The sequence below is a fragment of the Haemophilus sp. UMB1048 genome, assembly GCF_030218125.1.
GTDB lineage: Bacteria > Pseudomonadota > Gammaproteobacteria > Enterobacterales > Pasteurellaceae > Haemophilus_D.
The window spans coordinates 1-23,563 of sequence record NZ_JASOPB010000006.1; the positions used below are offsets into that span (position 1 = coordinate 1).

General features: G+C 40.1%; 22 protein-coding genes. 9 read left to right on the plus strand and 13 right to left on the minus strand.

Annotated elements, in window-relative coordinates:
• A partial coding sequence (locus QP437_RS06400; protein ID WP_285267332.1) for a YadA-like family protein occupies positions 1-2,958 on the plus strand: 2,958 nt, incomplete at its 5' end.
• A gap of 147 nt (positions 2,959-3,105) precedes the next feature.
• Here the strand turns inward: QP437_RS06400 and QP437_RS06405 are convergent.
• From QP437_RS06405 to QP437_RS06420, 4 genes are all read right to left on the minus strand, one after another.
• Positions 3,106-4,233: a glycosyltransferase gene (locus tag QP437_RS06405; RefSeq protein WP_285267333.1), complete on the minus strand. Its 1,128-nt coding sequence runs from the start codon at positions 4,231-4,233 to the stop codon at positions 3,106-3,108.
• A gap of 67 nt (positions 4,234-4,300) precedes the next feature.
• Positions 4,301-4,783 (minus strand): hypothetical protein, encoded by a 483-nt coding sequence (locus tag QP437_RS06410; protein WP_285267334.1) that lies wholly within the window; start codon positions 4,781-4,783, stop codon positions 4,301-4,303.
• Positions 4,784-4,809: 26 nt separating this feature from the next.
• Positions 4,810-6,219, minus strand: coding sequence for a multicopper oxidase domain-containing protein (locus QP437_RS06415; RefSeq protein ID WP_285267335.1), 1,410 nt, complete (start codon positions 6,217-6,219; stop codon positions 4,810-4,812).
• Between the two features lies 1 nt (position 6,220).
• Positions 6,221-6,943 (minus strand): 1-acylglycerol-3-phosphate O-acyltransferase, encoded by a 723-nt coding sequence (locus QP437_RS06420; RefSeq protein ID WP_285267336.1) that lies wholly within the window; start codon positions 6,941-6,943, stop codon positions 6,221-6,223.
• A gap of 87 nt (positions 6,944-7,030) precedes the next feature.
• Here QP437_RS06420 and lpxH point away from each other — a divergent pair, with 87 nt between their 5' ends.
• Positions 7,031-7,735: a UDP-2,3-diacylglucosamine diphosphatase gene (lpxH, locus tag QP437_RS06425; protein ID WP_285267337.1), complete on the plus strand. Its 705-nt coding sequence runs from the start codon at positions 7,031-7,033 to the stop codon at positions 7,733-7,735.
• A gap of 64 nt (positions 7,736-7,799) precedes the next feature.
• Here lpxH and glmS read toward each other — a convergent pair whose 3' ends face one another.
• From glmS to nudC, 6 genes are all read right to left on the minus strand, one after another.
• Positions 7,800-9,632, minus strand: coding sequence for a glutamine--fructose-6-phosphate transaminase (isomerizing) (gene glmS / locus QP437_RS06430; RefSeq protein ID WP_285267338.1), 1,833 nt, complete (start codon positions 9,630-9,632; stop codon positions 7,800-7,802).
• A 50-nt stretch (positions 9,633-9,682) separates the two neighbouring features.
• Entirely contained in the window at positions 9,683-10,465 is a 783-nt protein-coding gene (locus tag QP437_RS06435) for a DeoR/GlpR family DNA-binding transcription regulator (protein WP_049368683.1), read from the minus strand.
• Between the two features lie 126 nt (positions 10,466-10,591).
• Positions 10,592-10,864: an HU family DNA-binding protein gene (locus tag QP437_RS06440; protein WP_005696943.1), complete on the minus strand. Its 273-nt coding sequence runs from the start codon at positions 10,862-10,864 to the stop codon at positions 10,592-10,594.
• Positions 10,865-11,001: 137 nt separating this feature from the next.
• A complete protein-coding gene (locus QP437_RS06445; RefSeq protein WP_285267339.1) occupies positions 11,002-11,592 on the minus strand; it encodes a YjaG family protein in 591 nt (196 codons plus the stop codon).
• An 11-nt stretch (positions 11,593-11,603) separates the two neighbouring features.
• The gene (hemE, locus tag QP437_RS06450; RefSeq protein WP_054419031.1) at positions 11,604-12,668 is read right to left on the minus strand and encodes a uroporphyrinogen decarboxylase; all 1,065 of its coding nucleotides are present in this window, start codon (positions 12,666-12,668) and stop codon (positions 11,604-11,606) included.
• An 18-nt stretch (positions 12,669-12,686) separates the two neighbouring features.
• Positions 12,687-13,481: an NAD(+) diphosphatase gene (gene nudC, locus QP437_RS06455; RefSeq protein WP_285267429.1), complete on the minus strand. Its 795-nt coding sequence runs from the start codon at positions 13,479-13,481 to the stop codon at positions 12,687-12,689.
• 147 nt (positions 13,482-13,628) lie between these two features.
• Between nudC and QP437_RS06460 the strand changes: the two genes are divergently transcribed.
• Together QP437_RS06460 and QP437_RS06465 are read left to right on the plus strand one after the other, a co-directional pair.
• A complete protein-coding gene (locus QP437_RS06460) occupies positions 13,629-14,084 on the plus strand; it encodes a DUF3290 family protein (RefSeq protein ID WP_285267340.1) in 456 nt (151 codons plus the stop codon).
• Positions 14,084-14,719: a DUF421 domain-containing protein gene (locus QP437_RS06465; protein WP_285267341.1), complete on the plus strand. Its 636-nt coding sequence runs from the start codon at positions 14,084-14,086 to the stop codon at positions 14,717-14,719. Before QP437_RS06460 ends, QP437_RS06465 begins: the two co-directional genes overlap by 1 nt.
• Positions 14,720-14,761: 42 nt before the next feature.
• Here QP437_RS06465 and QP437_RS06470 read toward each other — a convergent pair whose 3' ends face one another.
• Positions 14,762-15,976, minus strand: a complete 1,215-nt coding sequence (locus tag QP437_RS06470) for an aromatic amino acid transporter (RefSeq protein WP_285267342.1) — start codon at positions 15,974-15,976, stop codon at positions 14,762-14,764.
• A gap of 176 nt (positions 15,977-16,152) precedes the next feature.
• On the opposite strand from QP437_RS06470, the gene QP437_RS06475 reads away from it, so the two are divergent.
• The 4 genes from QP437_RS06475 to murQ all read left to right on the plus strand — a co-directional run bounded on the left by QP437_RS06475 (position 16,153) and on the right by murQ (position 20,020).
• Positions 16,153-17,016: a YicC/YloC family endoribonuclease gene (locus tag QP437_RS06475; RefSeq protein WP_014064720.1), complete on the plus strand. Its 864-nt coding sequence runs from the start codon at positions 16,153-16,155 to the stop codon at positions 17,014-17,016.
• A gap of 8 nt (positions 17,017-17,024) precedes the next feature.
• The gene (locus QP437_RS06480; protein ID WP_285267343.1) at positions 17,025-17,864 is read left to right on the plus strand and encodes a folate-binding protein YgfZ; all 840 of its coding nucleotides are present in this window, start codon (positions 17,025-17,027) and stop codon (positions 17,862-17,864) included.
• A 125-nt stretch (positions 17,865-17,989) separates the two neighbouring features.
• The gene (locus QP437_RS06485; protein WP_285267344.1) at positions 17,990-19,108 is read left to right on the plus strand and encodes an anhydro-N-acetylmuramic acid kinase; all 1,119 of its coding nucleotides are present in this window, start codon (positions 17,990-17,992) and stop codon (positions 19,106-19,108) included.
• Between the two features lie 3 nt (positions 19,109-19,111).
• The gene (gene murQ / locus QP437_RS06490) at positions 19,112-20,020 is read left to right on the plus strand and encodes an N-acetylmuramic acid 6-phosphate etherase (protein WP_285267345.1); all 909 of its coding nucleotides are present in this window, start codon (positions 19,112-19,114) and stop codon (positions 20,018-20,020) included.
• 57 nt (positions 20,021-20,077) lie between these two features.
• On the opposite strand, the gene QP437_RS06495 is transcribed toward murQ, so the two are convergent.
• Positions 20,078-21,736, minus strand: a complete 1,659-nt coding sequence (locus tag QP437_RS06495) for a phospho-sugar mutase (RefSeq protein WP_285267346.1) — start codon at positions 21,734-21,736, stop codon at positions 20,078-20,080.
• A 182-nt stretch (positions 21,737-21,918) separates the two neighbouring features.
• Complete coding sequence (locus QP437_RS06500) at positions 21,919-22,488, minus strand: DUF5358 domain-containing protein (RefSeq protein ID WP_178196422.1); 570 nt, start codon at positions 22,486-22,488, stop codon at positions 21,919-21,921.
• A 152-nt stretch (positions 22,489-22,640) separates the two neighbouring features.
• On the opposite strand from QP437_RS06500, the gene menB reads away from it, so the two are divergent.
• The gene (gene menB, locus QP437_RS06505) at positions 22,641-23,498 is read left to right on the plus strand and encodes a 1,4-dihydroxy-2-naphthoyl-CoA synthase (protein ID WP_005698319.1); all 858 of its coding nucleotides are present in this window, start codon (positions 22,641-22,643) and stop codon (positions 23,496-23,498) included.
• The last annotated feature ends 65 nt before the right edge of the window (positions 23,499-23,563 follow it).

The following is a 23,563-nucleotide window of genomic DNA, read 5'->3' on the forward strand; positions in this document are numbered from 1 at the left end:
GGCGAAGCCGGCGCTAAAGGCGACAAAGGCGAAAAAGGTGACACTGGCGAAGCCGGCGCTAAAGGCGACAAAGGCGATAAAGGTGACACTGGCGAAGCCGGCGCTAAAGGCGACAAAGGCGAAAAAGGTGACACTGGCGAAGCCGGCGCTAAAGGCGATAAAGGCGACAAAGGCGATAAAGGCGACAAAGGCGATAAAGGTGAACCAGGTACTCCAGGCGCGAAAGGCGATACAACTTGGAATATCAACTCTACCGGTAATATTACTGAAGACTCAGCTACAGAACCGAAAACCATTAAAGACACTAACACTGTTAACATGGAAGCAGGCAAAAACTTAACTGTTAAACAAACTAACGATCCTGAAGATAGCACAGGCGCGAAAGTAGCTGGTGCAACAGTTGAATTTGCCTTAAACAGCAATGTAACTAACTTAGATAAAGTTGTTGTTAATGGTAAAGATGGTGTAGATGGTAAAGATGGTGTAACCATTACTGCTCCTGGTGGTAAAGATGGTAACGACGGTTTAGACGGCAAAGTTGGAATCAGCGGTAAAGACGGCAAAGATGCAGTATCTATCTCTGGTAAAGACGGCGTGGGTCAAATCGGCTTAACCGGACCGAAAGGTAAAGACGGTAAAGATGGTGCATCTCTTAACATTACGACTGATAATGGTAAAGAAACCCTTGTTAACAAGGAAGTTGGTGCTGATGGTAAAACAGATAGTGCACAACGTATCGTTTATGTACCAAAAGACAAAGATGGTAACCCTCTCAGAGATTCAGCTGGTAAAGAGATCAAACGTGAAGTTGCAACCATGGATGATGGTTTAACCTTCGTTGGTAATGAGGGTAGCCATGATGCTGCACTTGGTACTAAAGTGAATGTTAAAGGTGCAACTACCAATACTGATTGGAGCAAGTTTGATGCTGGTAAAAACATTATGACTAAAGTTGATGGCGATACCCTTACAGTGGGATTAGCGAAAGACTTAGAAGTTGATAATGTAAATGTAACTACTAACGTAACTGCTGGCAATGTAACTGCGACTGGCACAATCTCAGCACCAACAATCAAAGCTGGTGACACCACAATTACAAATGGTAAAGTGGCTAACTTAAAACATCACATTGAAAACCCAACAACAGTTGTGGATAACAAAGTGTTAAATGTTTCTGAGGATGAGAAAAAAGAAGCAGCGACAGTTCGTGATGTATTGAACTCAGGCTGGAACTTACAAGCAAATGGTAAAGCAGTTGATGCGGTAACACACGGCAACACTGTAAACTTTGCAAGTGAGAAAGGCACAGTAACAATTACACCAGACTCAGATGGTAATACATCTAAAATGAACCTTGATGTAAATGTTGATAACAAGACTATTACTGTTGAAAATGGTAAATTAGTCTCTAACCTCAACTTTACTGTTGCAACCAAAGATGGTGGCGATAAAGTTGCTAAGAAAGGTGCAGGTTCAACTACGATTACCAATGGTAAAACTATCACTTATACTGCTGGTAAAAACATCGCAATTGAACAAAAAGATGGCGACATCCTTGTTTCAACAACAGAAGATGTAACTCACAACAATGTGACAGCATCTAATGTAACAGCAGGTAATACCACTACAAATAACTTAACTGTTAAACCTAACGGTAATGTGGATATGGGCGGTAACCAAGTGCATAATGTTGCTAATGGTACAAACCCAACTGATGCAGTGAATATTAGCCAATTAAAAGCTAATACGACTAAAGTGATTTCTGGTCACCAAAGCAATGTAACCTTAGTATCAGATGATGCAAATGGTAAAGTTTACAAAGTAGATGTAAACACCACAACGTTATCTCCAGTAACTAACACTGGTAAGATCGATGTTCCAACTGAAGGTGGCTTAGTCACAGCGAAAGATGTAGCTAACGCAATCAACTCAGCTTACTGGAAAGTTGCAGATAATGCAGGCGAAGTTAAACACAATGTTACTGCAGGTAACCAAGTTAACTTTGTAAACGGTAAAGCAACAAGCTCTAACGTTACTGCTGAAGCAAATGGTGTAAGCAAAGTTAGTTATGATGTAAATGCAGGTGACGGTTTACATATCGACGGCAATAATAAATTAGTTGCGAATGTAACTGATATTAAACAAGGCGATAATGTAGTCGTGAACAAGGATAACAAAGGTGTTTACACCATCAGCGCAAACAATACGCAAGCAAGCGTAAGCACTGATCCAAACAAAGGAATCACTGTTACACCAAGCGTTAATGCAAATGGTACAACTAACTATAAAGTTACTGTTAATGTAGACAACGACACTATTACTGTGAACAACCAAGGTCAATTAGTATCTAATGGTTCAACCAACTTTAATGTTGCAACTAAAGATGGTGGAAACAAAGTTGCTAAGAAAGGTGGCAGCTCAACAGCGAAAATTACTAGCGGTAAAACAATTACTTATACAGCAGGTAAAAACATCGCAATTGAGCAAAATGGTGGCGACATCCTTGTTTCAACAACTGAAGATGTAGATCACAACAGCGTAACCACTAATAGCTTAACGGTTAAAGAAGGTGGTAACGTGACAGTGGGTCCAAACTCAACAGTTAATATGGGTGGCAACCAAGTTCACAACGTGAAAGCGGGTACAGCAGACACTGATGCGGTGAACGTTTCACAATTACGTAGTAATGTGACTAACTTGAATAACCGCATTAATAAAGTAGGCAAAGAAGCACGCGGCGGTATCGCAGGTGCTAACGCAGCAGCAGGTTTACCACAAGTTTATATTCCAGGTAAATCAATGGTTGCAGCTTCTGCAGGTACTTTCAAAGGTGAAAGTGCTGTAGCAGTAGGTTACTCACGTTCAAGCGACAACGGTAAAGTTATCTTCAAACTTCAAGGTAACGCAAATACCCAAGGCGACGTAGGTGGCTCTGTGGGTGTAGGTTACCAATGGTAATTTAACTTTCCGTTAAAATAGATAAAAACCCAGCTTCGGCTGGGTTTTTTATTTTTAGAGGAAGATTGTAGAAGAAGTGTGAAGTATATAAGTTGTATTGAATTTACTGATTGAATAGAGATTACTTCAATTTATATCTTAGGATTTCTACATATGCTCTTTAGCAAATCTCAAGTTTTCTTGGAAACGTTGTTTATCTCGTTCTGGAATAGTTGGATTGGCTAATAATTCTAAGCAGAGATCATGGCAAAGTTGATAGTTACCGACCCAGTATGCACTAACAGCAAGTTCGTCTTTTGCCTTCCATTCATAAACAGAGTGATTAACAAAAAGAATATCTTTAGTGAGAGGAATACTCACTGCCGCATTCGCATAGATATAGGCGAGCTTGATTTTATCGTGAAGGCGTAATTGGAGTGCCAAATGATAAAGACTTTCAGCGCGTTGTGGGCGATATTCATAAGCGGCGAGTAAAAGATTTTGTACTTCATCTAATGGCGCATTTAATTCAATTTTTAATAGAGCTATTTGGAGAAGGGAATAATAAACTTCCTCATACCAGCCGCCTAGATTTGCACGTTTGCTATACCATTCAATGGCTTTTTCTGGCATATCTGCATCACGATAAGATTGCGCGGTATAAAACGCATAGCGATCTTTAAGATCTTCATCTTCAGGTGAATAGAATGCTTTTTCTAACACTTGAGCATCTTGGAAATATTTTTGTGGATTGTTGCTACGTGCCCCAAATCGACCACTAATTACATAATAATCACCAAAGATTTTTTGCTCCACAATGGTTTTTTTACGTTGTTCGACAAATTCATGCAGTACGCCACGCCAATAAAATGACCCATCATTACGAAACATAAGCGTACGGAAATAAACATTCGCACCCGTTACACTATTTGCCATGCGGAAATAATAGCGGTCACTCGTCAGTTCTTCAGGCAATACAAAATTTCCTTCAAAACGATCATCGGCATCGAAGATTAATACGTAATCTGTTTTTCCTTGTGCATGTTGTAGTGCACAGTTTCGGTTATGGGCAAAGTTAACCCATTCATCATGATGAATTTCGCCAGGAATACCTTTTTTATCAAAGAATTGTTTGATAATGTCTGCAGTGTTGTCATCTGATCCTGTATCACTAATGACATAATAATCTAATGGAACATGAGCAATAATGTTCTCTAATGTATCTCGGATAATAGCGGATTCATTTTTGACAATCATATTCAAACAGATTGTTTTTTTATCAGTTCTTTGAGGCATTAACAGGTTCTCTTTTTTATTTTTTATACTTTATTGATAAGTGCGGTTATTTTTAAGCTTTTTTTGACTATTCAGTGACGTAGAAAACTTGTTTTTCAAATTCGTGTTTACCAATTTTTACCGTCAGTACATATTTGCCGATTGGATCTCGACGGTCGAATATCCAACAGTTCATCATGTATTTACCATTTTCTAATGTTGGTCTGGTATAAGTGATGGTATGGAGTTTTTTATTTGGCGATGAAACCACTTTTGCATTTTCAATTGTACTTGAGAATTCAATTTTAGCTTGAGCTTTAAAAGTTTCACTTACTGTCGCTTTTTCACCAAAATTGCCTATTGCTACCCAACATACTTTTTCGGCTTTATTGGAACGAGAGGTTTCTTTTTTATTTAAATCAGGTGATGGCTCTTGAGTTCTATCAAACACTGAAAGATAAATTGTTGATTCATTTTTTTGCTCTTTAGAGGTATCTTTGGATTCTGGAGCCGCAAATGTACAAGTTGAAAATAAGGTCGCAATTAAAGCGAATGTTGAGATTTTTTTCATGTTAGATTCCTTTTTATATCATTATTTTATTGAACGATCATTATACCAAGGCATCCCATATCTGCCAGCATTAAATTGGATGAGCCAAATAAGAAGGGATGAGTATTTGACGAAGGTTGTTCAAATTTTACCAAAATTTGTACTTTCTTTTTCACCCAAACCGTGTCTTTCCATGCTAGTTCCGACGCATCGACGTTGACGTCATCTTGGCTTTCAATAACAAATTTAGCGCCTTGGATGGTGAAGCCGACAGGTAGCGAGCTGTTGATGATCCAACGTTCGACGGTGCCGACTTTAGCCGAAACATCAACACGACGCGGGTCAAAGCGTTGTTTGTTGATTAAGCCATTCGTGACATCCAATTCAAAGGTGCGTTCTTGGGCGATTTTACTTTCGAGCATAGCCGTGGCATCAGTATTAAATTGCTCATTCATTTTTTTACTGAATGCTGAGATTTCACCTTGCGGTCGAAGTTCTAAAACGGAGTTATCTGCAAAATCGTTACCAGAGCTAAATACATTTTGGATTTTGTCAAAAATACCACGTTTAGCCCCAGAGATGAGCGATACACCTTCTCCTTCGCTTAAGTTGACTAACACTTCGGCACGTTCACCTGGTGCAAGAATAAGAGAATTAATCGCTTTACCTTGAGGTAAAAAACCTAAATCTCTCGCAATGAGCAACATGTCTTGTTCATTATCTAAACGGAGATCATAGGCTCTTGCTAATGAAGCATTGAGCAAACGCAAACGCACCCAGCCGCGAGGGACGTCAAGATAAGGCGCTTCTTGTCCATTAACAAGAAGACGATTACCGACAAAGTGCGGTTGATTTTGCTTAAATAATTGTAATCCGTCGCCGTTAAATTCCATGTCTTGTAAGATTAACGGAATATCATCTACACCATATTTATGAGGAAGCTGAGATTTTAAGCTTTGATCATCTTCAATTAACCACATCCCCACAATGCCGCGATAGGTTTGATAAGCCGAGTTCGCAAGAGTGGCAGAACGATACCAGCAAGTCGCGGCAGGTTGGTCTATTGGGATAATTGGTGCCCAAGATTCTCCTTTTTTGAGGACTTTTGCCGCGCCACCAAATAATTCGCCACTGGCTTGTAATCCCTGAATAGAAAGAGCAATACTTTGTGGCAAATTGTTGTGATAATTGAGTTTAGCAAAAGAGCCCGATTTAATGCGAATGGTTGGACCTAGATAATTGCCGTTAAAACCCCATACACTGACACTATGGGAGCCATCTAATTTGTAGCCGGTTTCTTCCATATTAAGAATAATGGGGCGACCACGTTTCGCTTCCATCAACGGCGGAATGGTTAATTTTTCACGAGACGCCGCCAATACCGATTGAGGTGTGGCAGCAAGTGCGGTTGAAATTGCGGTAGTTTTTAATAATTGGCGACGAGAAAGACGCAACATATTATTTTCCTTGTGCAATTTCAGCATCGAGTTCAGCGATGCGTTTTTCCATCAAATCGTGACAGTAAGTAGCAAGTTCGCGAACATTGTCTTTTGTGTATGATGACACATCAATTGGCTCCATCATTTCACAAATCACTTTACCGTTATCCCAACGATTTAAATCAATTTTGTTATGCGTCGTCGAGCACACAACGGGCACGATTGGCACACCTGCCGCAATCGCTGCATGGAATGCCCCTGTTTTGAATGGCAATAAGCCGCGACCACGGCTACGAGTGCCTTCAGGGAACATCCAAATTGACAGGTTGTCTTTATTGATACGACGAGCAAGTTCCGTCATGGTGCTGTGTGCTTTAGAACGATTTTCACGATCCAAGAAAATATTGCCGGTTACCCAATATAAAATGCCAAAGAAAGGAATCCAAATAAGGCTTTTTTTACCCACACTTACTGTGCGAGGGAGTACCATGTAAGAGATGGTCACCATATCGAAATTATTTTGGTGGTTACCGATATAAATACAACGTGGCATATTCTCTTTATCTTGTGGAAAGCGGTGTTCTACTTCTAAGCCAAATAAAGGGTATAAACGACCAAACCAGCGAGCCATAACGCCCACATTACTTGGATTTTTAAAACGAATAAAGGAATAGATCGTACCGAGCACACAAATTAAAATACAACAAAGTGCAACGATGAGAATTCTGGCGATTTTTAACATAGAAAATACCTAATTAAAATTTTTGGAAAGTATAGCAAATTACACAAAAATGTGTGCTAATCTAATGAAAAAAATGACGGAATAGTTATGAAACCCATTTATTTTATTGCAGATCTTCATTTGAGCGAAACCCATCCGGAATTAACCGCACTTTTTAACGATTTTATGCAAAACAAAGCACAAGAAGCCCAAGCGGTTTATATTTTGGGAGATCTTTTTGATTTTTGGATTGGTGATGATGAAACTTCACCTTTAATCTCACAAGTCAAACAGTTGATTAAAAACCTGACAGAAAAGGGCATTGCTTGTTATTTCATTCATGGCAATCGTGATTTTCTCGTCGGGAAAAAATTTGCACAAGATTGTGGTTTAACGTTATTGCCTGACTATCATTGTGTTGATCTCTATGGTGTGAAAACCTTAATTTGCCATGGTGACACCTTATGTATTGATGATGTGAAATATCAACAATTTCGCCGAAAAGTGCATCAAAAATGGCGACAAAGATTGTTTTTATGTTTGCCATTAAAAGTGCGGTTAAAAATTGCAGAGAAAATTCGCGCGAAGAGTAAACAGGATAAGCAATATAAGTCGCTGGATATCATGGATGTGAATTTAGCGTTTACGGCACAAATCGTGAAAGAATTTGGCGTTAATCGGTTAATTCACGGTCATACACATCGAGAAGCCATTCATCAGGAAAATGCGTACACACGAATAGTGTTAGGCGATTGGCGAAAGGATTATGCCTCCATTTTGGAAGTGACAGAAAACGGTTATCGGTTTATTTAAACAAAAAGCACAGGATTAAACCTGTGCTTTTTTGTATTAAAACGTGCTGATTTCCAACCGCACTTTATTCTACGGTTACCGATTTCGCTAAGTTACGAGGTTGGTCTACGTCGGTTCCTTTAATTAATGCCACATGGTATGACAATAATTGCATTGGAACGGTGTAGAAAATTGGCGCAATAATTTCATTCACTTTTGGCATAGTGATGATTTTCATGCCTTCACTTGGTGTGAAGCCCGCTTCTTTATCCGCGAACACATAAAGCTGACCACCGCGCGCACGTACCTCTTCAATGTTTGATTTCACTTTTTCAAGTAATTCATTGTTTGGTGCAACTACGATAACCGGCATATCCGCATCGATTAACGCTAATGGACCGTGTTTTAATTCACCCGCCGCATAAGCTTCAGCATGAATATAAGAAATTTCTTTTAATTTCAATGAAGCTTCCATTGCGATAGGGTAGAACTCACCACGACCTAAGAAAAGTGCATGGTTTTTCTCTGCGAAGTCTTCTGCTAACGCTTCAATGTCTTTATCAAACGCAAGCGCTTTTTCAACTTCAGCAGGAAGTGATTGTAACGCTTTGACAATTTCCACTTCTTGTTCGTTTGAGATATTTCCTTTTACTTTACCGATTGCAGTCACTAACATTAATAATGCAGCCAACTGAGTGGTAAAAGCTTTAGTTGATGCCACACCGACTTCAACGCCAGCACGTGTCATGAATGCAAGATCCGATTCACGTACTAAAGATGAACTTGATACGTTACAGATCGTTAAGGCTGCCATGTAACCTTTTTCTTTTGCAAGACGAAGTGCTGCAAGAGTATCCGCTGTTTCACCTGATTGAGAGATAGTCACTAACAAGCTATTTGGGCGAGTGACAAATTTGCGATAGCGGAATTCAGACGCAATTTCGACATCACAGCTCACGCCAGCAAGTGCTTCAAACCAGTAACGAGCAGTCATCCCTGCATTATAAGAGGTACCACAAGCCACAATTTGAATGTGTTCAACTTTTTCTAAGATTTCTGACGCGCCATTACCAATAGCATCCACAATCACGTTATTGTGAAGGATACGACCTTCCATTGTGTTGATTAATGCATTTGGTTGCTCATAGATTTCTTTTTGCATGAAATGGCGGAATTTGCCTTTTTCTGCCGCATCATTTTCAAGGTTAGATTCGTGCACTTCACGTTCTACTTTTTGACCATTTGCATCGTAAATATCTACAGTGCGACGTGTAATTTCGGCAATGTCGCCTTCTTCTAAATAGATGAAACGACGAGTCACGCTTAATAACGCGAGTTGGTCAGATGCCAGGAAATTTTCACCAATCCCTAAACCAATTACTAATGGGCTGCCTGAACGCGCTGCAACTAAATGTTCTGGATGTTCGCGATCTAATACCACCATACCGTATGCACCAGTAAGTTGTTTTACGGTTTTTTGTACGGCTTCAAGCAGAGTAGCGGCTGTACGCATTTCCCATTCAACAAGGTGAGCGATCACTTCGGTATCGGTTTGAGAATTAAACACATAACCACGAGATTTAAGCAATTCACGTAATTCTTCGTGATTTTCGATGATGCCATTATGGACGACAGCAAAGTTACCCGAAGTATGTGGGTGAGCATTGGCTTCAGAAGGTTCACCATGAGTTGCCCAACGCGTGTGCGCAATCCCTGTACCACCGATTAATGGTTTTACTGCAACCGCTTCATCAAGGGCTTTTACTTTACCCAAGCAGCGCACGCGGTGTAATTCATGGTTTGGATCTACGACAGCCACACCCGCAGAGTCATAACCACGATACTCTAAGCGGTGTAAACCATTAATTAAAATTTCTGCTACATCACGTTGTGCTACCGCACCAACAATACCACACATAGTTTTTCCTTATTTACTAAAATTAAAAATCTTATTTTTCTGACCGCACTTTATGCCACATCTACACAAATTACTTCTACGCCTTGCGCCATTATGGCTTCTTTGTCGGCCTGAGATAGTTTGTTATCGGTAATCAGCACATCAATTTGCTGCCAGGTTAATTCCACATTTGGCATTTTTCTGCCAATTTTTTGTGATTCCACCATCACAATCACTTCACGAGATACTTCAGCCATCACTTGGCTTAAGCGAACTAACTCATTAAATGTCGTTGTACCACGTTCTAAATCAATTCCATCGGCACCAATAAATAATTGGTCAAAATCATAAGAACGTAGCACTTGCTCGGCAATATTGCCTTGGAAGGATTCAGAACGTGTATCCCAAGTGCCTCCCGTCATCAAAAGCGTCGGTTCATTTTCGAGTGAACGTAATGCTGTGGCCACAGAAAGCGAATTTGTCATCACAACTAAGCCTTGTTTACGATTAAGCTGCTTAATCAATGCTGCGGTCGTGCTGCCACTATCTACAATAATGCGATTGTGATCACGAATACGTTCTGCGGCTGCTTTTGCTAAGACTAACTTTCGTTGCGAAAGTTCATCATCTTGTTCTTCTTCGATGATTTCTTGTGGCATTAAAATGGCACCACCGTATTTACGAAGAAGGAAACCATTACTTTCTAATGCAGTGAGATCTTTTCGAATCGTCACTTCAGAAGTGTCAAATAATTGTACTAGCTGTTCTACACTAACTTCACCTTGTTCTTGCAGCAGTTGCATGATGGCATGTCTGCGCTGTTGGGTATTTCGGTGTTGAATGTTTCGTTTCATTATTTATGTCCCGTAATAAGTTTCGGTTCGGAATTATATCGACAAAATGATGATTGTAAAGCTAAAATTTAGGCAACAAAAAACCCTGACAAAGCAGGGTTCAATTAAAATTCGTTTTAAGACCAATTATTTGATTGCGTCTTTTAATGCTTTACCAGATACGAAAGCTGGAACTTTAGATGCTGCGATTTTGATTTCTGCACCAGTTTGTGGGTTACGGCCAGTACGAGCTGCACGTTTGTTTACTTTGAATGTACCGAAACCGATTAATTGAACAGGTTCACCTTTTTTAAGGCTACCAGTAATCGCCGCTAGAGTAGCTTCTAATGCAGCTTTAGCTTGTTTTTTGTTTAATTCAGCTGCACTTGCAATTGCATCGATTAAATCTGTTTTGTTCATAAATTTGTACCTTCTGTTAAATTAAAATTTGACTCTATTTAAATAAGCGTAGCTTTTAACTGCTACGGCTTGGCAAGTCTAATCTAACTGAGCGGGAAATAAAAGCTAGATTTGTAAAAATTGTGACAAATCTCACGTTATTGCTCAATTTTTATACCAATATTGGAGATTCCCTCCTGTTTGATCTCGTTCCGGAGGGATAAAATCAAGTCAACATCGCGTTTTTCACAGTCTTTGAGTAAGCGATAGATTTGCCATTGAAGGTCAAGTTCCTCTTCAATTTCTTCACGGCTTTTTAGTTCGCTCTCAGAAAGATCACGATTTTCTTGTGTCTCTAACAAAGAACAAACCGTACCTAACGAAATTTGGCTGATTTGAATCGCTTTTTCTAATGTTTCGCCTGCAATAATAGCATGCAATAATTCACCTAATGCTTCACAAGCATCGAGAGCAGGTACCACACCAAAGAAGTCATAATTATTCACATCAGGAATGATCTCCTCGAGCTTCTCTAATTGGTTTTCGAAATTGATTTTCGCCCCTTTAACGGTTAGAAATTCCCACACTAAATTTAAAATGTTGTGATAGGTCTTTTCTGCTTGCTCCTGTTCTGTCATTTGACAAAACAGCGCAAAATTTGGTGCCATGCGTTCGCATAAGCAGGCCATAAAGGTCAGATGTTGCCAGCTTTCAACATTTTCCAGGCGCTTGTGAATTGGATTTCGCATTTTTTTCTCGCTTATTTATGATAGGCTTTTGAGAATTCATGAATGGCATCTACGAAGATTTTTGGTGCACTTTCAGGCACATCTTGGTGGATTCCATGGCCTAAGTTAAATACATGTCCGCTGCCTTGACCAAAATCAGCTAAAATTGACCGCACTTCTTGCTCAATACGCTCTGCTGGTGCATATAACACGCTTGGATCCATATTGCCTTGTAGTGCCACTTTATGGCCCACACGCGCTTTCGCATCAGCCAAATTAACTGTCCAGTCTAATCCGAGTGCATCACAGCCTGTATTTGCCATCGCTTCTAACCATAAGCCGCCACCTTTAGTAAATAAGGTTACCGGTACTTTACGACCATCGTGTTCACGAATTAAACCATCGACGATTTTGTGCATATATTGCAGAGAGAAGTCTAAATATTCACGATGACCTAACACACCGCCCCAGGTATCAAACACCATGACCGCTTGTGCACCTGCTTTGATTTGTGCGTTTAGGTATAAAATGACGGAATCCGCCACTTTATCTAATAAAAGGTGTAGGGTTTGCGGTTCGGCATACATCATTTTTTTGATTTTATTGAAGGTTTTGCTGCTACCACCTTCAACCATATAAGTAGCCAGTGTCCACGGGCTACCAGAGAAACCAATCAGTGGCACTTCGCCTTTTAGTTCGCGACGAATTGTACGCACAGCATTCATCACATATTGAAGTTCGCCTTCAGGGTCAGGAATCGGTAAATTTTCGACCGCACTTTTATTTTCAATTGGATGGGCAAATTTCGGGCCTTCACCTGCACCAAAACTTAAGCCTAAGCCCATTGCATCAGGAATAGTTAAAATATCTGAGAACAAAATAGCTGCGTCTAAAGCATAGCGACGAAGTGGCTGTAAGGTAACTTCACAAGCTAAATCCGCATTGCGGCAAAGCGACATAAAATCGCCTGCTTCTGCACGTGTTGCTTTATATTCAGGCAAATAGCGTCCCGCTTGGCGCATCATCCATACGGGTGTCATATCCACTGGTTCACGTAATAAGGCTTTTAAATAACGATCATTTTTTAATTCAGACATGGACTTTCCTTTATTTATTTATTTATTTTGTTCCGCTTTGCAAAGCTCAAGCGTAGCATTAATTAATTTGAGTGCGATAGTACCTGTTGGCGGTAGTTCTGGCAAGGGGGCTGTGCTAGAAAACCATTGTGCATCATGCAGTTCTGTTTCTTGCAGTTGAATTTCTCCGCTGTCGTAATCAGCTAAAAAGCCCACCATTTGTGAATTCGGGAATGCCCAAGGTTGGCTCCCGAAATAGCGAATATTTTTAATGCGAATGCCAGTTTCTTCAAACACTTCACGATGAACGGCATCTTCGAAGGTTTCACCCACTTCTACAAAACCGGCTAGCGTGGTGTAAATACCTACTTTGCCTGGCGTGTAATGGCGTTTATGGTTGGCTAATAAAATCTCTGTGCCACGGCGAACGGCGACAATAATCGAAGGGCAAATAACTGGGTAAGTACGATAGCCACAACTTGTGCATTGAACCGCTAGCTCATCGTGAGTTTGTTCCGCTTTTTGACCGCACTTTCCGCAGAATTGGTGGGTTTTCAAAAAATGATTGATTTCCACGCCTCGGCTTAATAAATGAAAATCTTCAGTCGGTAATGACAACAAACTCCGTAAGGAAAGGTATTCTCGTTCATCTTGATCATTTTCTGCCACAAGCCATAAAGGTTGTGATTTCCATTTCCCGAGCAACATTGCTTTTTGCATTGTGAGGCCGAGTTCCTTTGCTGTTCCGAAAGGCAGATCATTTTCCTGCCAATAAAGCGTCGATCCTTTGGTGAATAGCCAATATCCCTGATCTTCGGGCTGAATTGCATTCATATTTTTCTCTTTTTGTTTCAAAAGTGCGGTCATTATAAAAGGGATTTTTCGGAAAAACGAATTTAATTTCTGTGATAAAAATAGCTAGTCAGTTTTCGTTGTGCTACAGTAGTAACCTGTTTTTCTCTTTAAAATTAGGAATGACAAATGACTTTTTTCTCTTTTGCTTTTTTAGAAAATGCGATGTCTTTTGAAGGTTATTTTAAATATATCACCATTTTTGTCTCGTTAGGTGCATTGCTTGTGGTGACAAGCTTATATTTACGTCATCGGTTACAAACCAAATATCGCGATCTCAGTATTATCTTTCTTTTATTAATTATTTTCTTGCTCGGTGTGCAATATAAGCAATATGAGCGAAATGAAGTCTATGCAGCTGATATCTCTAGCCTGGTGACATTTTTAAATTCGGTGAAAGATAGTCAAAATTTACAGAAAGAAGATATTCGTACCAATAGCCGTACATTAATGAAAGGCATGATTTTAAATATTCGGGATCAGTATTTCGAAGTCCATTTTAATAATGATTTTTCAGCGTATACCTTATCCCCAATTAACTTAGTAAACCCTAATGTTACTGTGATTGATAAGGAGGATAAATAATGGATGGCTACACATTATTAGGCTTGAAATTGGCCATGGGTATTATTGGACTGGTACTCCAAATTAACTTAATGGGAAAAGGTAACCTTGCACCGACTTCCGCGATGGATCAGGTACAAAACTATGTGCTAGGTGGCATTATTGGTGGTGTGATTTATAGCGATAGTATTGGGGTATTCCAGTTCTCTCTCGTGCTCGTGCTTTGGACATTATTGGTTTTTACCCTCCGTTTTATCAAAAATCATAACAAATTAGTTAAATCTTTGATTGATGGTAAACCAATTCAGGTGATTTCAAACGGCAAGGTAAAAACTGCTGAATGTATGAAAAACAGTATTACTGCTAATGACCTCATGTTTAAGTTACGTGCTGCCGGTATTTATGAAATCAAAACGGTTAAACGTGCGGTATTTGAACAAAATGGACAACTTTCGATTATTCGATACGGTGATGATGATTTACGTTATCCATTAATTATTGATGGACAATTAGATGATGATGTTTTAGAAATTATTGATCGTGATGAAGAATGGGTTAAAGCTGAGTTAGAAAAACAGAACATGACGATTGAGCAAGTGTATATTGGCGAATACTTGAATGGTCAGTTAGTGGCACATGTATATGAAAACAAATAAAAGAGACCGCACCTTAAAAGTGCGGTCTTTTTTTCGCTCATTTTAACCGACAACAAAAGGTAAATAACCCGCTCGGATGGCAAAAGGAATTGAAGTAATAATCACCCCAAGCACTAAGACGAGCACTAACAATGCTTTACCGCCCCATACTCTGTATGGCAAGTTAGGATGAATCGCACGTGCTTTCCAAACTAATGCTACCGGTAAAACCACTGCGTAGAACGCGAACATTTGACCAGCATAACCCAGAGCGAGAATAAAACCTTCCGGATAGAAAAGGGAGAAAAGCACTGGGGGAATAAAGGTCATTAAACCTAATGAAATACGCCCTGCATGAATATCAAAAGATTGTTTGAGTAAGTCTTCGATACATTCTAATAAACCTAATGCCACCCCTAAGAATGAAGTGACCAATGCTAAAGTGGAGAAGATTTTTACCGCATTCGCAATAATTGGGCTTTGGGTGATTTCTAAGGTTGCTTTCACCAAGCCATTTAACGTGGCGTCTTCACGTAAAATTTGTAAAAACTCATTTTGGCTGAGTAAGCCGTGCGTAGAAAGCTGCCATAAAAAGTAAGCAAATAATGTGATGCCAGAACCCACTAAAATCGCAATGCGTAAGGATTTCACATTACCGTCTAAGTATTTATTTAAACTTGGAATGGAACCGTGGAAACCAAATGCCGTGAAAAATACAGGGCTTGCAGAAATAATTAAAGCGTTATCAATTGGCATCGCCATTAAGTTATCAAATTTGATGTTCGGTAGCATTAATGCGAGCACTAAGATAAAAGCAGCAATCATCACAAAGAATAACACGCGATTGATTTTATCCACACTGTGCGTACCAATCACAATAAAACTACCGAAGAAAATGGTGAATACAAGCACCGCGATTTTGTTCATGGTGTCTTTATCGCCCATGGCTGGGAGTAAATCCATTAATAAGGAACCACCACCACTTACGTAAGCGGCAATTAAGGCATATAAGAAGACAATTAAAACAGCAGTGGAAATAATTCGCCCTGCTTTACCAAAATATTGTGCAGCAAGTGTGCCGATCCCTGCATCACTGTCAGCGGTTTGATACAGTTCCACGAATAAAAGTGCGGTGAAAGTAAGCACTGCCCACAAGCCAAGTAATAAGAAAACAGTCGCAGTTAAGCCAATCCCTGCAGAGGTGAGTGGCATTGCCAACATCCCCGCCCCAATCATGGTTCCTGCAACAAGTAAGGTACTTCCCACGGTCTTGTTCATTTTATCTTCCTTAGATTGTAATAATAAATTTACGATGATTGTATTTTAATCTTTACAGTGTGTAAAGTAGGAGAAACAAAATTCTTCTACAAAATGTACGGTAGAAATGACCGCACTTTCCCGATAAAATAGCCGGCAAATCAATTAAGACAAGAGACAATAGTAGGAGAGCGCTTATGATTTATAGTATGACAGCTTTTGCACGCCTTGAAATCAAGAAGGATTGGGGCGATGCAGTTTGGGAAATTCGTTCGGTTAACCAACGTTATTTGGAGAACTTTTTCCGCTTGCCAGAGCAATTTCGTGGCTTGGAAAATGCTTTGCGTGAGAAACTTCGTCAAAATCTCACCCGCGGTAAAATTGAATGTTCGTTACGTATTGATAGCAAAAAACAAGCGGCGGCTGAGCTCAATTTAAATAAAGAATTAGCGAATCAAGTTATCCAATCTTTACAATGGATTAAGTCGCAAGCTGGCGAGGGCGAAATCAATTTAACGGATGTATTGCGTTATCCCGGCGTGGTGGAAGCGGCTGAACAAGATTTAGATGCCATCAGTCAAGATTTGTTGACAGCTTTTGATGAATTGTTGGTGGAATTTATTGCAATGCGTGGACGTGAAGGTGAAAAATTGCAAGCTATTATTCAACAACGTCTTGATGGCATTACGGTAGAAGCTGAAAAAGTGCGATCACAAATGCCGGCGGTTTTACAATGGCAGCGTGAGCGTTTATTGCAACGTTTTGAAGAAGCAAAGATTCAACTTGATCCACAACGAGTCGAACAAGAAATGATTTTACTGGCGCAACGTGTGGACGTGGCGGAAGAATTAGACCGTCTGCAAATGCACGTGAAAGAAACCAACAACATCTTGAAAAAAGGTGGGGCAGTGGGACGTAAACTGGATTTTATGATGCAAGAGCTCAATCGTGAATCTAACACTTTAGCATCAAAGTCCATTAATGCCGATATTACCGCTTCTGCCGTGGAATTAAAAGTATTAATCGAACAAATGCGTGAGCAAATTCAAAACCTTGAATAGGAAAAATCATGGCAACATTTATTTCATTAAACCACTATGATTTGGTAGAAGTGGCGGGCGTGGATGCGGAGAAATATCTGCAAGGCCAATTAACTTGTGATGTGGTGCATTTAGCAGCAGGCGCTTCAACGCTTACAGCGCATTGTGATCCTAAAGGCAAAATGAATTCCTTATTCCGCTTAATTAAGCTTTCAGCTGAGCAGTTTTTGATTTTAATGCCGAAAGCTTTATTGGCTCCACTCGATCATTTAAAAAAATACGCGGTGTTTTCAAAAGTCACTTTCCAAGTATTGGATTGGCAAATTGTCGGCTTGATTGGTGAAAAGTGCGGTCGAATTCACGCGCAGATTCAATTAGATATTGATGAAAACCGTGCAATTTTGATCAATCCTACACCGTTAGATGCCACTTTTAATGGTGATGAAAAACAATGGCTTTGTGCGGATATTCAAGCGGGCTTACCAAGCTTGAGTGCGGAAACACAAAATGAATTTATCCCGCAGGCATTAAATCTACAAGCGATTGAACAAGCGATTTCTTTTACTAAAGGCTGTTATATCGGGCAAGAAACTGTTGCGCGAGCCAAATATCGTGGCGCCAATAAACGTGCGATGTATGTGCTTTCGGGGGAAACCACGGTTACACCGAAAATCGGTAGCGAAATAGAAATGCAGTTAGAAACAGCTTGGCGTAAAACGGGGACGATCGTAAGTGCGGTCAATTTTGACGGCGTTTTATGGTTACAAGTGGTGATGAATAACGATTTAGAAGAAGGGACACATTTCCGTTTACCTGAAGATGGAACCGTTCTGAAAATTGAACCGTTACCTTATTCCATCAATAGCTAAAAAACGATTTAGTCATTGATGCTTTATAAGCATCATTACGATGAAAAGAGAGAGCCGCAATGTTCTCTCTTTTTTTATTTTTTTAAAATCCGCTATAATTCTGAAAAACTCACGAATTGAACACTATGATTTATTATCTTGGCATCATGTCTGGCACCAGCCTTGACGGGGTGGATATTGCCCTTACTGACATCCAATCGAATCAAACCAAATTAATTGCAGCAGATTTTACGCCGATGCCGGCAAATTTACGCGAAAAAGTGGCCGCACTTATTCAATCTGGTGAAACATCATTACAAGCATTGGGTGAACTCGATCATCAATTTGGTTTACTTTATGCCGATTGCGTAAATGATTTTTTACGTAAACACCAGTTAAAGCCAGAACAGATCGAAGCCATTGGCTGCCATGGTCAAACAGTGTGGCATTCCCCAAAAGGTCAATTTCCGTTTACCATGCAAATCGGTGATATGAATTTATTAGCCGCTAAAACAGGCATTACGGTCGTAGGTGATTTGCGACGTAAAGATATGTCGTTTGGTGGACAAGGCGCACCTTTGGTACCCGCTTTTCATCAAGCGGTCTTTTTTGATCCTCACTGGGCAACGGTGGTGCTTAATATTGGCGGTATTAGCAATGTATCCTTATTGATACCCGAACAGCTAGTCATTGGCTTTGATACGGGAACGGGTAATACCTTGCTCGATCAATGGATCGAAAAGCATCAAGGCAAAGCTTACGACAAAAATGGTGAATGGGCGGTTTCAGGTCAAGTGAATTCAGATTTGTTAGCGGCATTATTAGATGAAGATTTCTTTCAACTGCCACCACCGAAAAGCACAGGGCGTGAATTATTTAATTTGGCTTGGCTAGAGAATAAAATTCAAAAAATAGCAGGCAAAACGACCGCACTTTTACCACAAGATGTGCAAGCCACCTTGGCTGAATTTACCGTGCAAAGCATTGTTTTAGCCCTTAATAATATTCAGACGACATTACCATGCAGATTACTTGTTTGTGGCGGAGGTGCTAAAAATCAGGCGATCATGAATGGTTTAAAACAGGCATTACCAAATTGGCGTATTCAACTGACGACTGAATTAGAACTTGATATCGATTATGTGGAAGCGGCAGCTTTTGCTTGGTTGGCTTATCGTCGTATGCATAATTTGCCGGCTAATTTGCCGAGTGTGACGGGGGCCACAAGTGCGGTCAGTTTAGGGGCGATTTTTCCAAAGGAATAAACCATGGCAGAGAATTTATTACAAACCCTTTCAACTTTAATTACTGAACAACGGAATCCCAATTCCATGCATGTGGATAGCTTGTCTGCATTGGAAATTGTGCAATTAATGAATCTGGAAGATAAACAAGTACCTTTGGCAATTGAAAAATGTTTACCTCAAATTGCCCAAGCAGTCGAACGTATCGTTGCTGCATTTCAACAAGGTGGTCGATTAGTCTATATTGGCGCAGGGACCAGTGGTCGATTGGGGGTATTAGATGCCTCTGAATGCCCACCAACATTTGGCGTGTCATCTGAAATGGTGAAAGGTATTATTGCAGGCGGTGAGCGTGCATTGCGTCATCCAATTGAAGGGGCGGAAGACAGTAAAGCACAAGCTGTGGTTGACTTACAAACAATTCACTTTTCCTCAAAAGATGTATTGGTGGGTATTGCTGCAAGTGGCCGAACACCTTATGTGATCGGTGCATTGGAATATGCGAAAAGTTTAGGTTCAGCGACGGTTTCGATTGCAAGTAATCCGAATTCAGCGATGGCGAATATTGTGGATATTGCCATTGATACAGTAGTAGGGCCAGAAGTGCTGACTGGTTCGAGCCGTTTAAAATCAGGCACAGCACAAAAATTAGTACTGAATATGCTGACTACGGCTTCTATGATCTTAATGGGTAAATGCTATCAAAACTTAATGGTGGATGTTCAGGCAAGTAATGAAAAGCTGAAAGCTCGTGCCATTCGTATCGTCATGCAAGCCACGGATTGTGATAAAGCACTCGCAGAAGAGACATTAAAGCTTGCCGATCAAAATGCGAAATTAGCGATTATGATGATTCTGAGTGGATTAGATCGTGCGCAAGCAGAGGCTTTATTAGAAAAACATCAGGGCAAGTTACAACTTGCATTGAAATAAGCAAAAATAAAACGCTAGGCATCAAACCTAGCGTTTTTTATCTAATAGTTTGCTCAATTAGCAATCTTGTTTGCCGTAAGCATCTTGACGAAGGATTTGACGAACGCCTTCATCAAATTGTGCTAAAACTTGATCCGCGTCTTTTGGATCTTTACCGCGAGCATCAAGATAGAACTTGATTTTCGGTTCAGTACCAGATGGACGAACGATTAAACGACTACCGTTTTCTAATATGAATACGAGGATGTCGCTTTGACGATCAGTTTTAGTGTGGTCGATGAATTGTGCCACTTTAACACCACCTACTTCTGCTGGAGGCGTGTTGCGAAGTGCAGCCATTAATTTACCAATTTCAGATAAATCGCTTACACGGATAGAAATTTGACCACTTACATAAGCACCGAATTCTTGCGTGAAGTCATTGGCGTAATCCGCTAAGGTTTTACCTTGTGCTTTTAAGTGACGCACTAAATCTAAGAACACGATCGCCGCTGAAATACCATCTTTATCGCGTACTTTATCAGGGTCAACTAAGTAACCAAGCGCTTCTTCGAAACCGAATAATAAGCCTTGAACTTTACCGATGTATTTGAAACCGGTTAAGGTTTCTTCTGATTGGAAGCCGTATTTTTTCGCAATTTCAGCAAGCGCTGGAGAGGACACTAAAGAACACGCTAATACGCCTTTCTCACCTTTTGCATGGTATTGTTTTGCTAAATACCACCCTAAGAAACAACCCACTACGTTACCGTGTAAAGGTTTCCAGTTACCTTGTGCATCTGGAACAGCCACTGCTAAACGGTCTGCATCAGGGTCATTGGCAATAATGAATTCTGCATTGTGTTCTTTTGCTACTTTAATCGCTAAATCTAATGCACCTTTTTCTTCTGGGTTAGGGAAGTTTACTGTTGGGAATGTGCCATCTGGCCATACTTGTTCTGCCACAATGTGAGGTTGTGGAAGACCTGCTTTGGTTAAGGTTTTGCTTAATACTTCATAGCCTACACCGTGCATTGCGGTATAAACGTAGTTAATGTCTGCTTTAGGTTCTTTAGCAAGAGAGGCAGTTTTTTCGATATAAGCATTAACCACTTCATCATCTAACACCACATAATCTTGGCTACGAGGTAAATCTTTTACATTGCCCGCAGCTACTTTATCGATCAAGGCTGCGATATCTTTGTCAGCAGGAGAAACAATTTGGCCACCGCCATTCGCTTTACCTAAATAAACTTTATAACCATTATCTTCTGGTGGGTTGTGACTTGCCGTCACCATCACACCTGCTGTGGTATCAAAATATTGGATTGCGTAAGCTAATACTGGAGTGGGTAATTTACGTGGAAGTAAATAAGCTTTCACGCCTGCACCCGCCATGATTTCAGCAGTATCACGTGCGAAAACATCAGAGTTTTTACGACCATCGTAACCAATCACGATAGATGGTTGTTTGTCGTAATCTTTTAAATAATCCGCTAAACCGCCCGCAGCTTGTGCCACTAAAACACGGTTCATACCCATAGAACCTGCTTGTAATGGTCCGCGAAGCCCTGCAGTACCAAATTGTAAACGGTCACTAAAGCGAGCTTGTAATTCAGCGTGTGCTTTTTCATCACCATTTTTCGCCGCCGTTAAAAGTGCGGTTAATTCTGCGTGAGTTTCAGCATCAGGATCTTGGTTTAACCAGTTTTGTGCGATATCAAAAAGCTTTGTCATGATGTTTTCTCCTTGTAAAAAATATTTCCAGTTAGACTAGCTGAAAATGACTTTAATTTAAATGGCTATTTTGCTTTTTTACTTAAAATCTAAGCTTTTTTTGATCGTAATCGTTTCCGCTGAATACAAAAACGGCGTAAAAAATATTTACGCCGTTGTTTTTATAGAAAATAATGAAAAAATTAGAGAAGAAGAGCTGAACCCCATTTGATAATATCAAAGAAGAATTTGTTCTGATTGGTGGCAATGCCATCACCCGTTTTCTTCAATGTACCATCGTCATTCTTCGTTTCATCCACCATACCATTTACATATTGACCTTTCACGACATCCAAATCTTCTTTTGCCTGAGTACGCAAGATTTGACACGCTTTAGGTTCTAATGGCTCGACATCACCGACTTCTGTACGGAATTTCTTAAATTGATAGGTCGCGTAGTTCATCGATTTTTCATCTTTTTGAATCATTTTCACATAGTCTTCCCCGATGATTTTTTCTAACGGATAGAAAAAGACATATTGAGAATGAATATAGCTATCTTCTTTTGCAAAATGTTGTTGCTGAATACGGGTTAAATTCGGGTAGATACATTGTTCAGCTTGTTTACTTGCCGTAGCCCATGTTTTCGCATTCACATCTGAAAGGAGGTAATCCGCTTGTGCAAATTCTGCGGGGATCGGTGATTGTGATGGGCCAAATAAACCACAAGCACTTAAGAGTACAGTTGCGCCCAAAATAATAAATTTTCTCACTTAAATTTCCTTATAACATCTAGAATGGCAAAATTTTAGCAACAACAATCTGATTGTAAAGTGATTCTCTAATTGAGAAGTGATTTTCTTTCCCGAACTAAAAAACTTCCGCTATAATGACCGCACTTTTTACACTTATAAAGGAAAGAACAATGCAAAATCCAAAAGATGATGTTTTATATGCACCAGTTGAGTGGGTTGATCATAGCGAAGGTTATACTGATATTCGTTTCCACAAATCGACTGACGGTATTGCAAAAATCACTATTAACCGTCCTGAAGTTCGCAATGCATTTCGTCCGCAAACAGTTAAAGAAATGATCCATGCATTTTCTAACGCTCGTTTCGATGAAAAAATTGGCGTGATTGTGTTAACCGGTGAAGGCGAAAAAGCATTCTGTTCCGGTGGTGACCAAAAAATTCGTGGTGACTACGGCGGTTACAAAGATGAAAGCGGTGTGCATCATTTAAATGTATTGGATTTCCAACGTGATATTCGTACTTGTCCAAAACCAGTGGTAGCAATGGTGGCAGGTTATGCAATTGGTGGCGGCCACGTACTTCATATGTTATGTGATTTAACCATTGCGGCAGACAATGCAATCTTTGGTCAAACGGGTCCTAAAGTCGGTTCATTTGATGGTGGCTGGGGCGCAAGCTATATGGCACGTTTAGTTGGTCAGAAAAAAGCACGCGAAATTTGGTTCTTATGCCGTCAATATAATGCGCAAGAAGCATTAGATATGGGTTTAGTGAATACTGTTGTGCCTTATGCTGATTTAGAAAAAGAAACCGTGCGTTGGTGTCGTGAAATGTTACGTAACAGCCCAATTGCATTACGTTGCTTAAAAGCCGCATTAAATGCAGACTGTGATGGCCAATCTGGTTTACAAGAACTAGCGGGTAACGCAACCATGTTGTTCTATATGACGGAAGAAGGTCAAGAAGGCCGTAACGCGTTCAACGAAAAACGCGCACCAGACTTCAGCAAATTCAGACGCAATCCTTAATTTTAATCATAAGAAGTGCGGTTAGAAATCAGTGTGTTTTTAACCGCCTTGTCGTGATATATCTC

Bases quoted from the DNA above. Each gene is read 5' to 3' on its own strand.
- QP437_RS06475 (WP_014064720.1), top strand. From the start codon at position 16,153: ATGATTTATAGTATGACAGCTTTTGCACGCCTTGAAATCAAGAAGGAT.
- QP437_RS06410 (WP_285267334.1), bottom strand. From the start codon at position 4,783: ATGAAAAAAATCTCAACATTCGCTTTAATTGCGACCTTATTTTCAACT.
- QP437_RS06445 (WP_285267339.1), bottom strand. From the start codon at position 11,592: ATGCGAAATCCAATTCACAAGCGCCTGGAAAATGTTGAAAGCTGGCAA.
- hemE (WP_054419031.1), bottom strand. From the start codon at position 12,668: ATGTCTGAATTAAAAAATGATCGTTATTTAAAAGCCTTATTACGTGAA.
- nudC (WP_285267429.1), bottom strand. From the start codon at position 13,481: ATGAATGCAATTCAGCCCGAAGATCAGGGATATTGGCTATTCACCAAA.
- QP437_RS06415 (WP_285267335.1), bottom strand. From the start codon at position 6,219: ATGTTGCGTCTTTCTCGTCGCCAATTATTAAAAACTACCGCAATTTCA.
- QP437_RS06405 (WP_285267333.1), bottom strand. From the start codon at position 4,233: ATGCCTCAAAGAACTGATAAAAAAACAATCTGTTTGAATATGATTGTC.
- QP437_RS06470 (WP_285267342.1), bottom strand. From the start codon at position 15,976: ATGAACAAGACCGTGGGAAGTACCTTACTTGTTGCAGGAACCATGATT.
- QP437_RS06495 (WP_285267346.1), bottom strand. From the start codon at position 21,736: ATGACAAAGCTTTTTGATATCGCACAAAACTGGTTAAACCAAGATCCT.
- QP437_RS06480 (WP_285267343.1), top strand. From the start codon at position 17,025: ATGGCAACATTTATTTCATTAAACCACTATGATTTGGTAGAAGTGGCG.
- murQ (WP_285267345.1), top strand. From the start codon at position 19,112: ATGGCAGAGAATTTATTACAAACCCTTTCAACTTTAATTACTGAACAA.
- glmS (WP_285267338.1), bottom strand. From the start codon at position 9,632: ATGTGTGGTATTGTTGGTGCGGTAGCACAACGTGATGTAGCAGAAATT.
- menB (WP_005698319.1), top strand. From the start codon at position 22,641: ATGCAAAATCCAAAAGATGATGTTTTATATGCACCAGTTGAGTGGGTT.
- QP437_RS06460 (WP_285267340.1), top strand. From the start codon at position 13,629: ATGACTTTTTTCTCTTTTGCTTTTTTAGAAAATGCGATGTCTTTTGAA.
- lpxH (WP_285267337.1), top strand. From the start codon at position 7,031: ATGAAACCCATTTATTTTATTGCAGATCTTCATTTGAGCGAAACCCAT.
- QP437_RS06485 (WP_285267344.1), top strand. From the start codon at position 17,990: ATGATTTATTATCTTGGCATCATGTCTGGCACCAGCCTTGACGGGGTG.
- QP437_RS06435 (WP_049368683.1), bottom strand. From the start codon at position 10,465: ATGAAACGAAACATTCAACACCGAAATACCCAACAGCGCAGACATGCC.
- QP437_RS06420 (WP_285267336.1), bottom strand. From the start codon at position 6,943: ATGTTAAAAATCGCCAGAATTCTCATCGTTGCACTTTGTTGTATTTTA.
- QP437_RS06465 (WP_285267341.1), top strand. From the start codon at position 14,084: ATGGATGGCTACACATTATTAGGCTTGAAATTGGCCATGGGTATTATT.
- QP437_RS06440 (WP_005696943.1), bottom strand. From the start codon at position 10,864: ATGAACAAAACAGATTTAATCGATGCAATTGCAAGTGCAGCTGAATTA.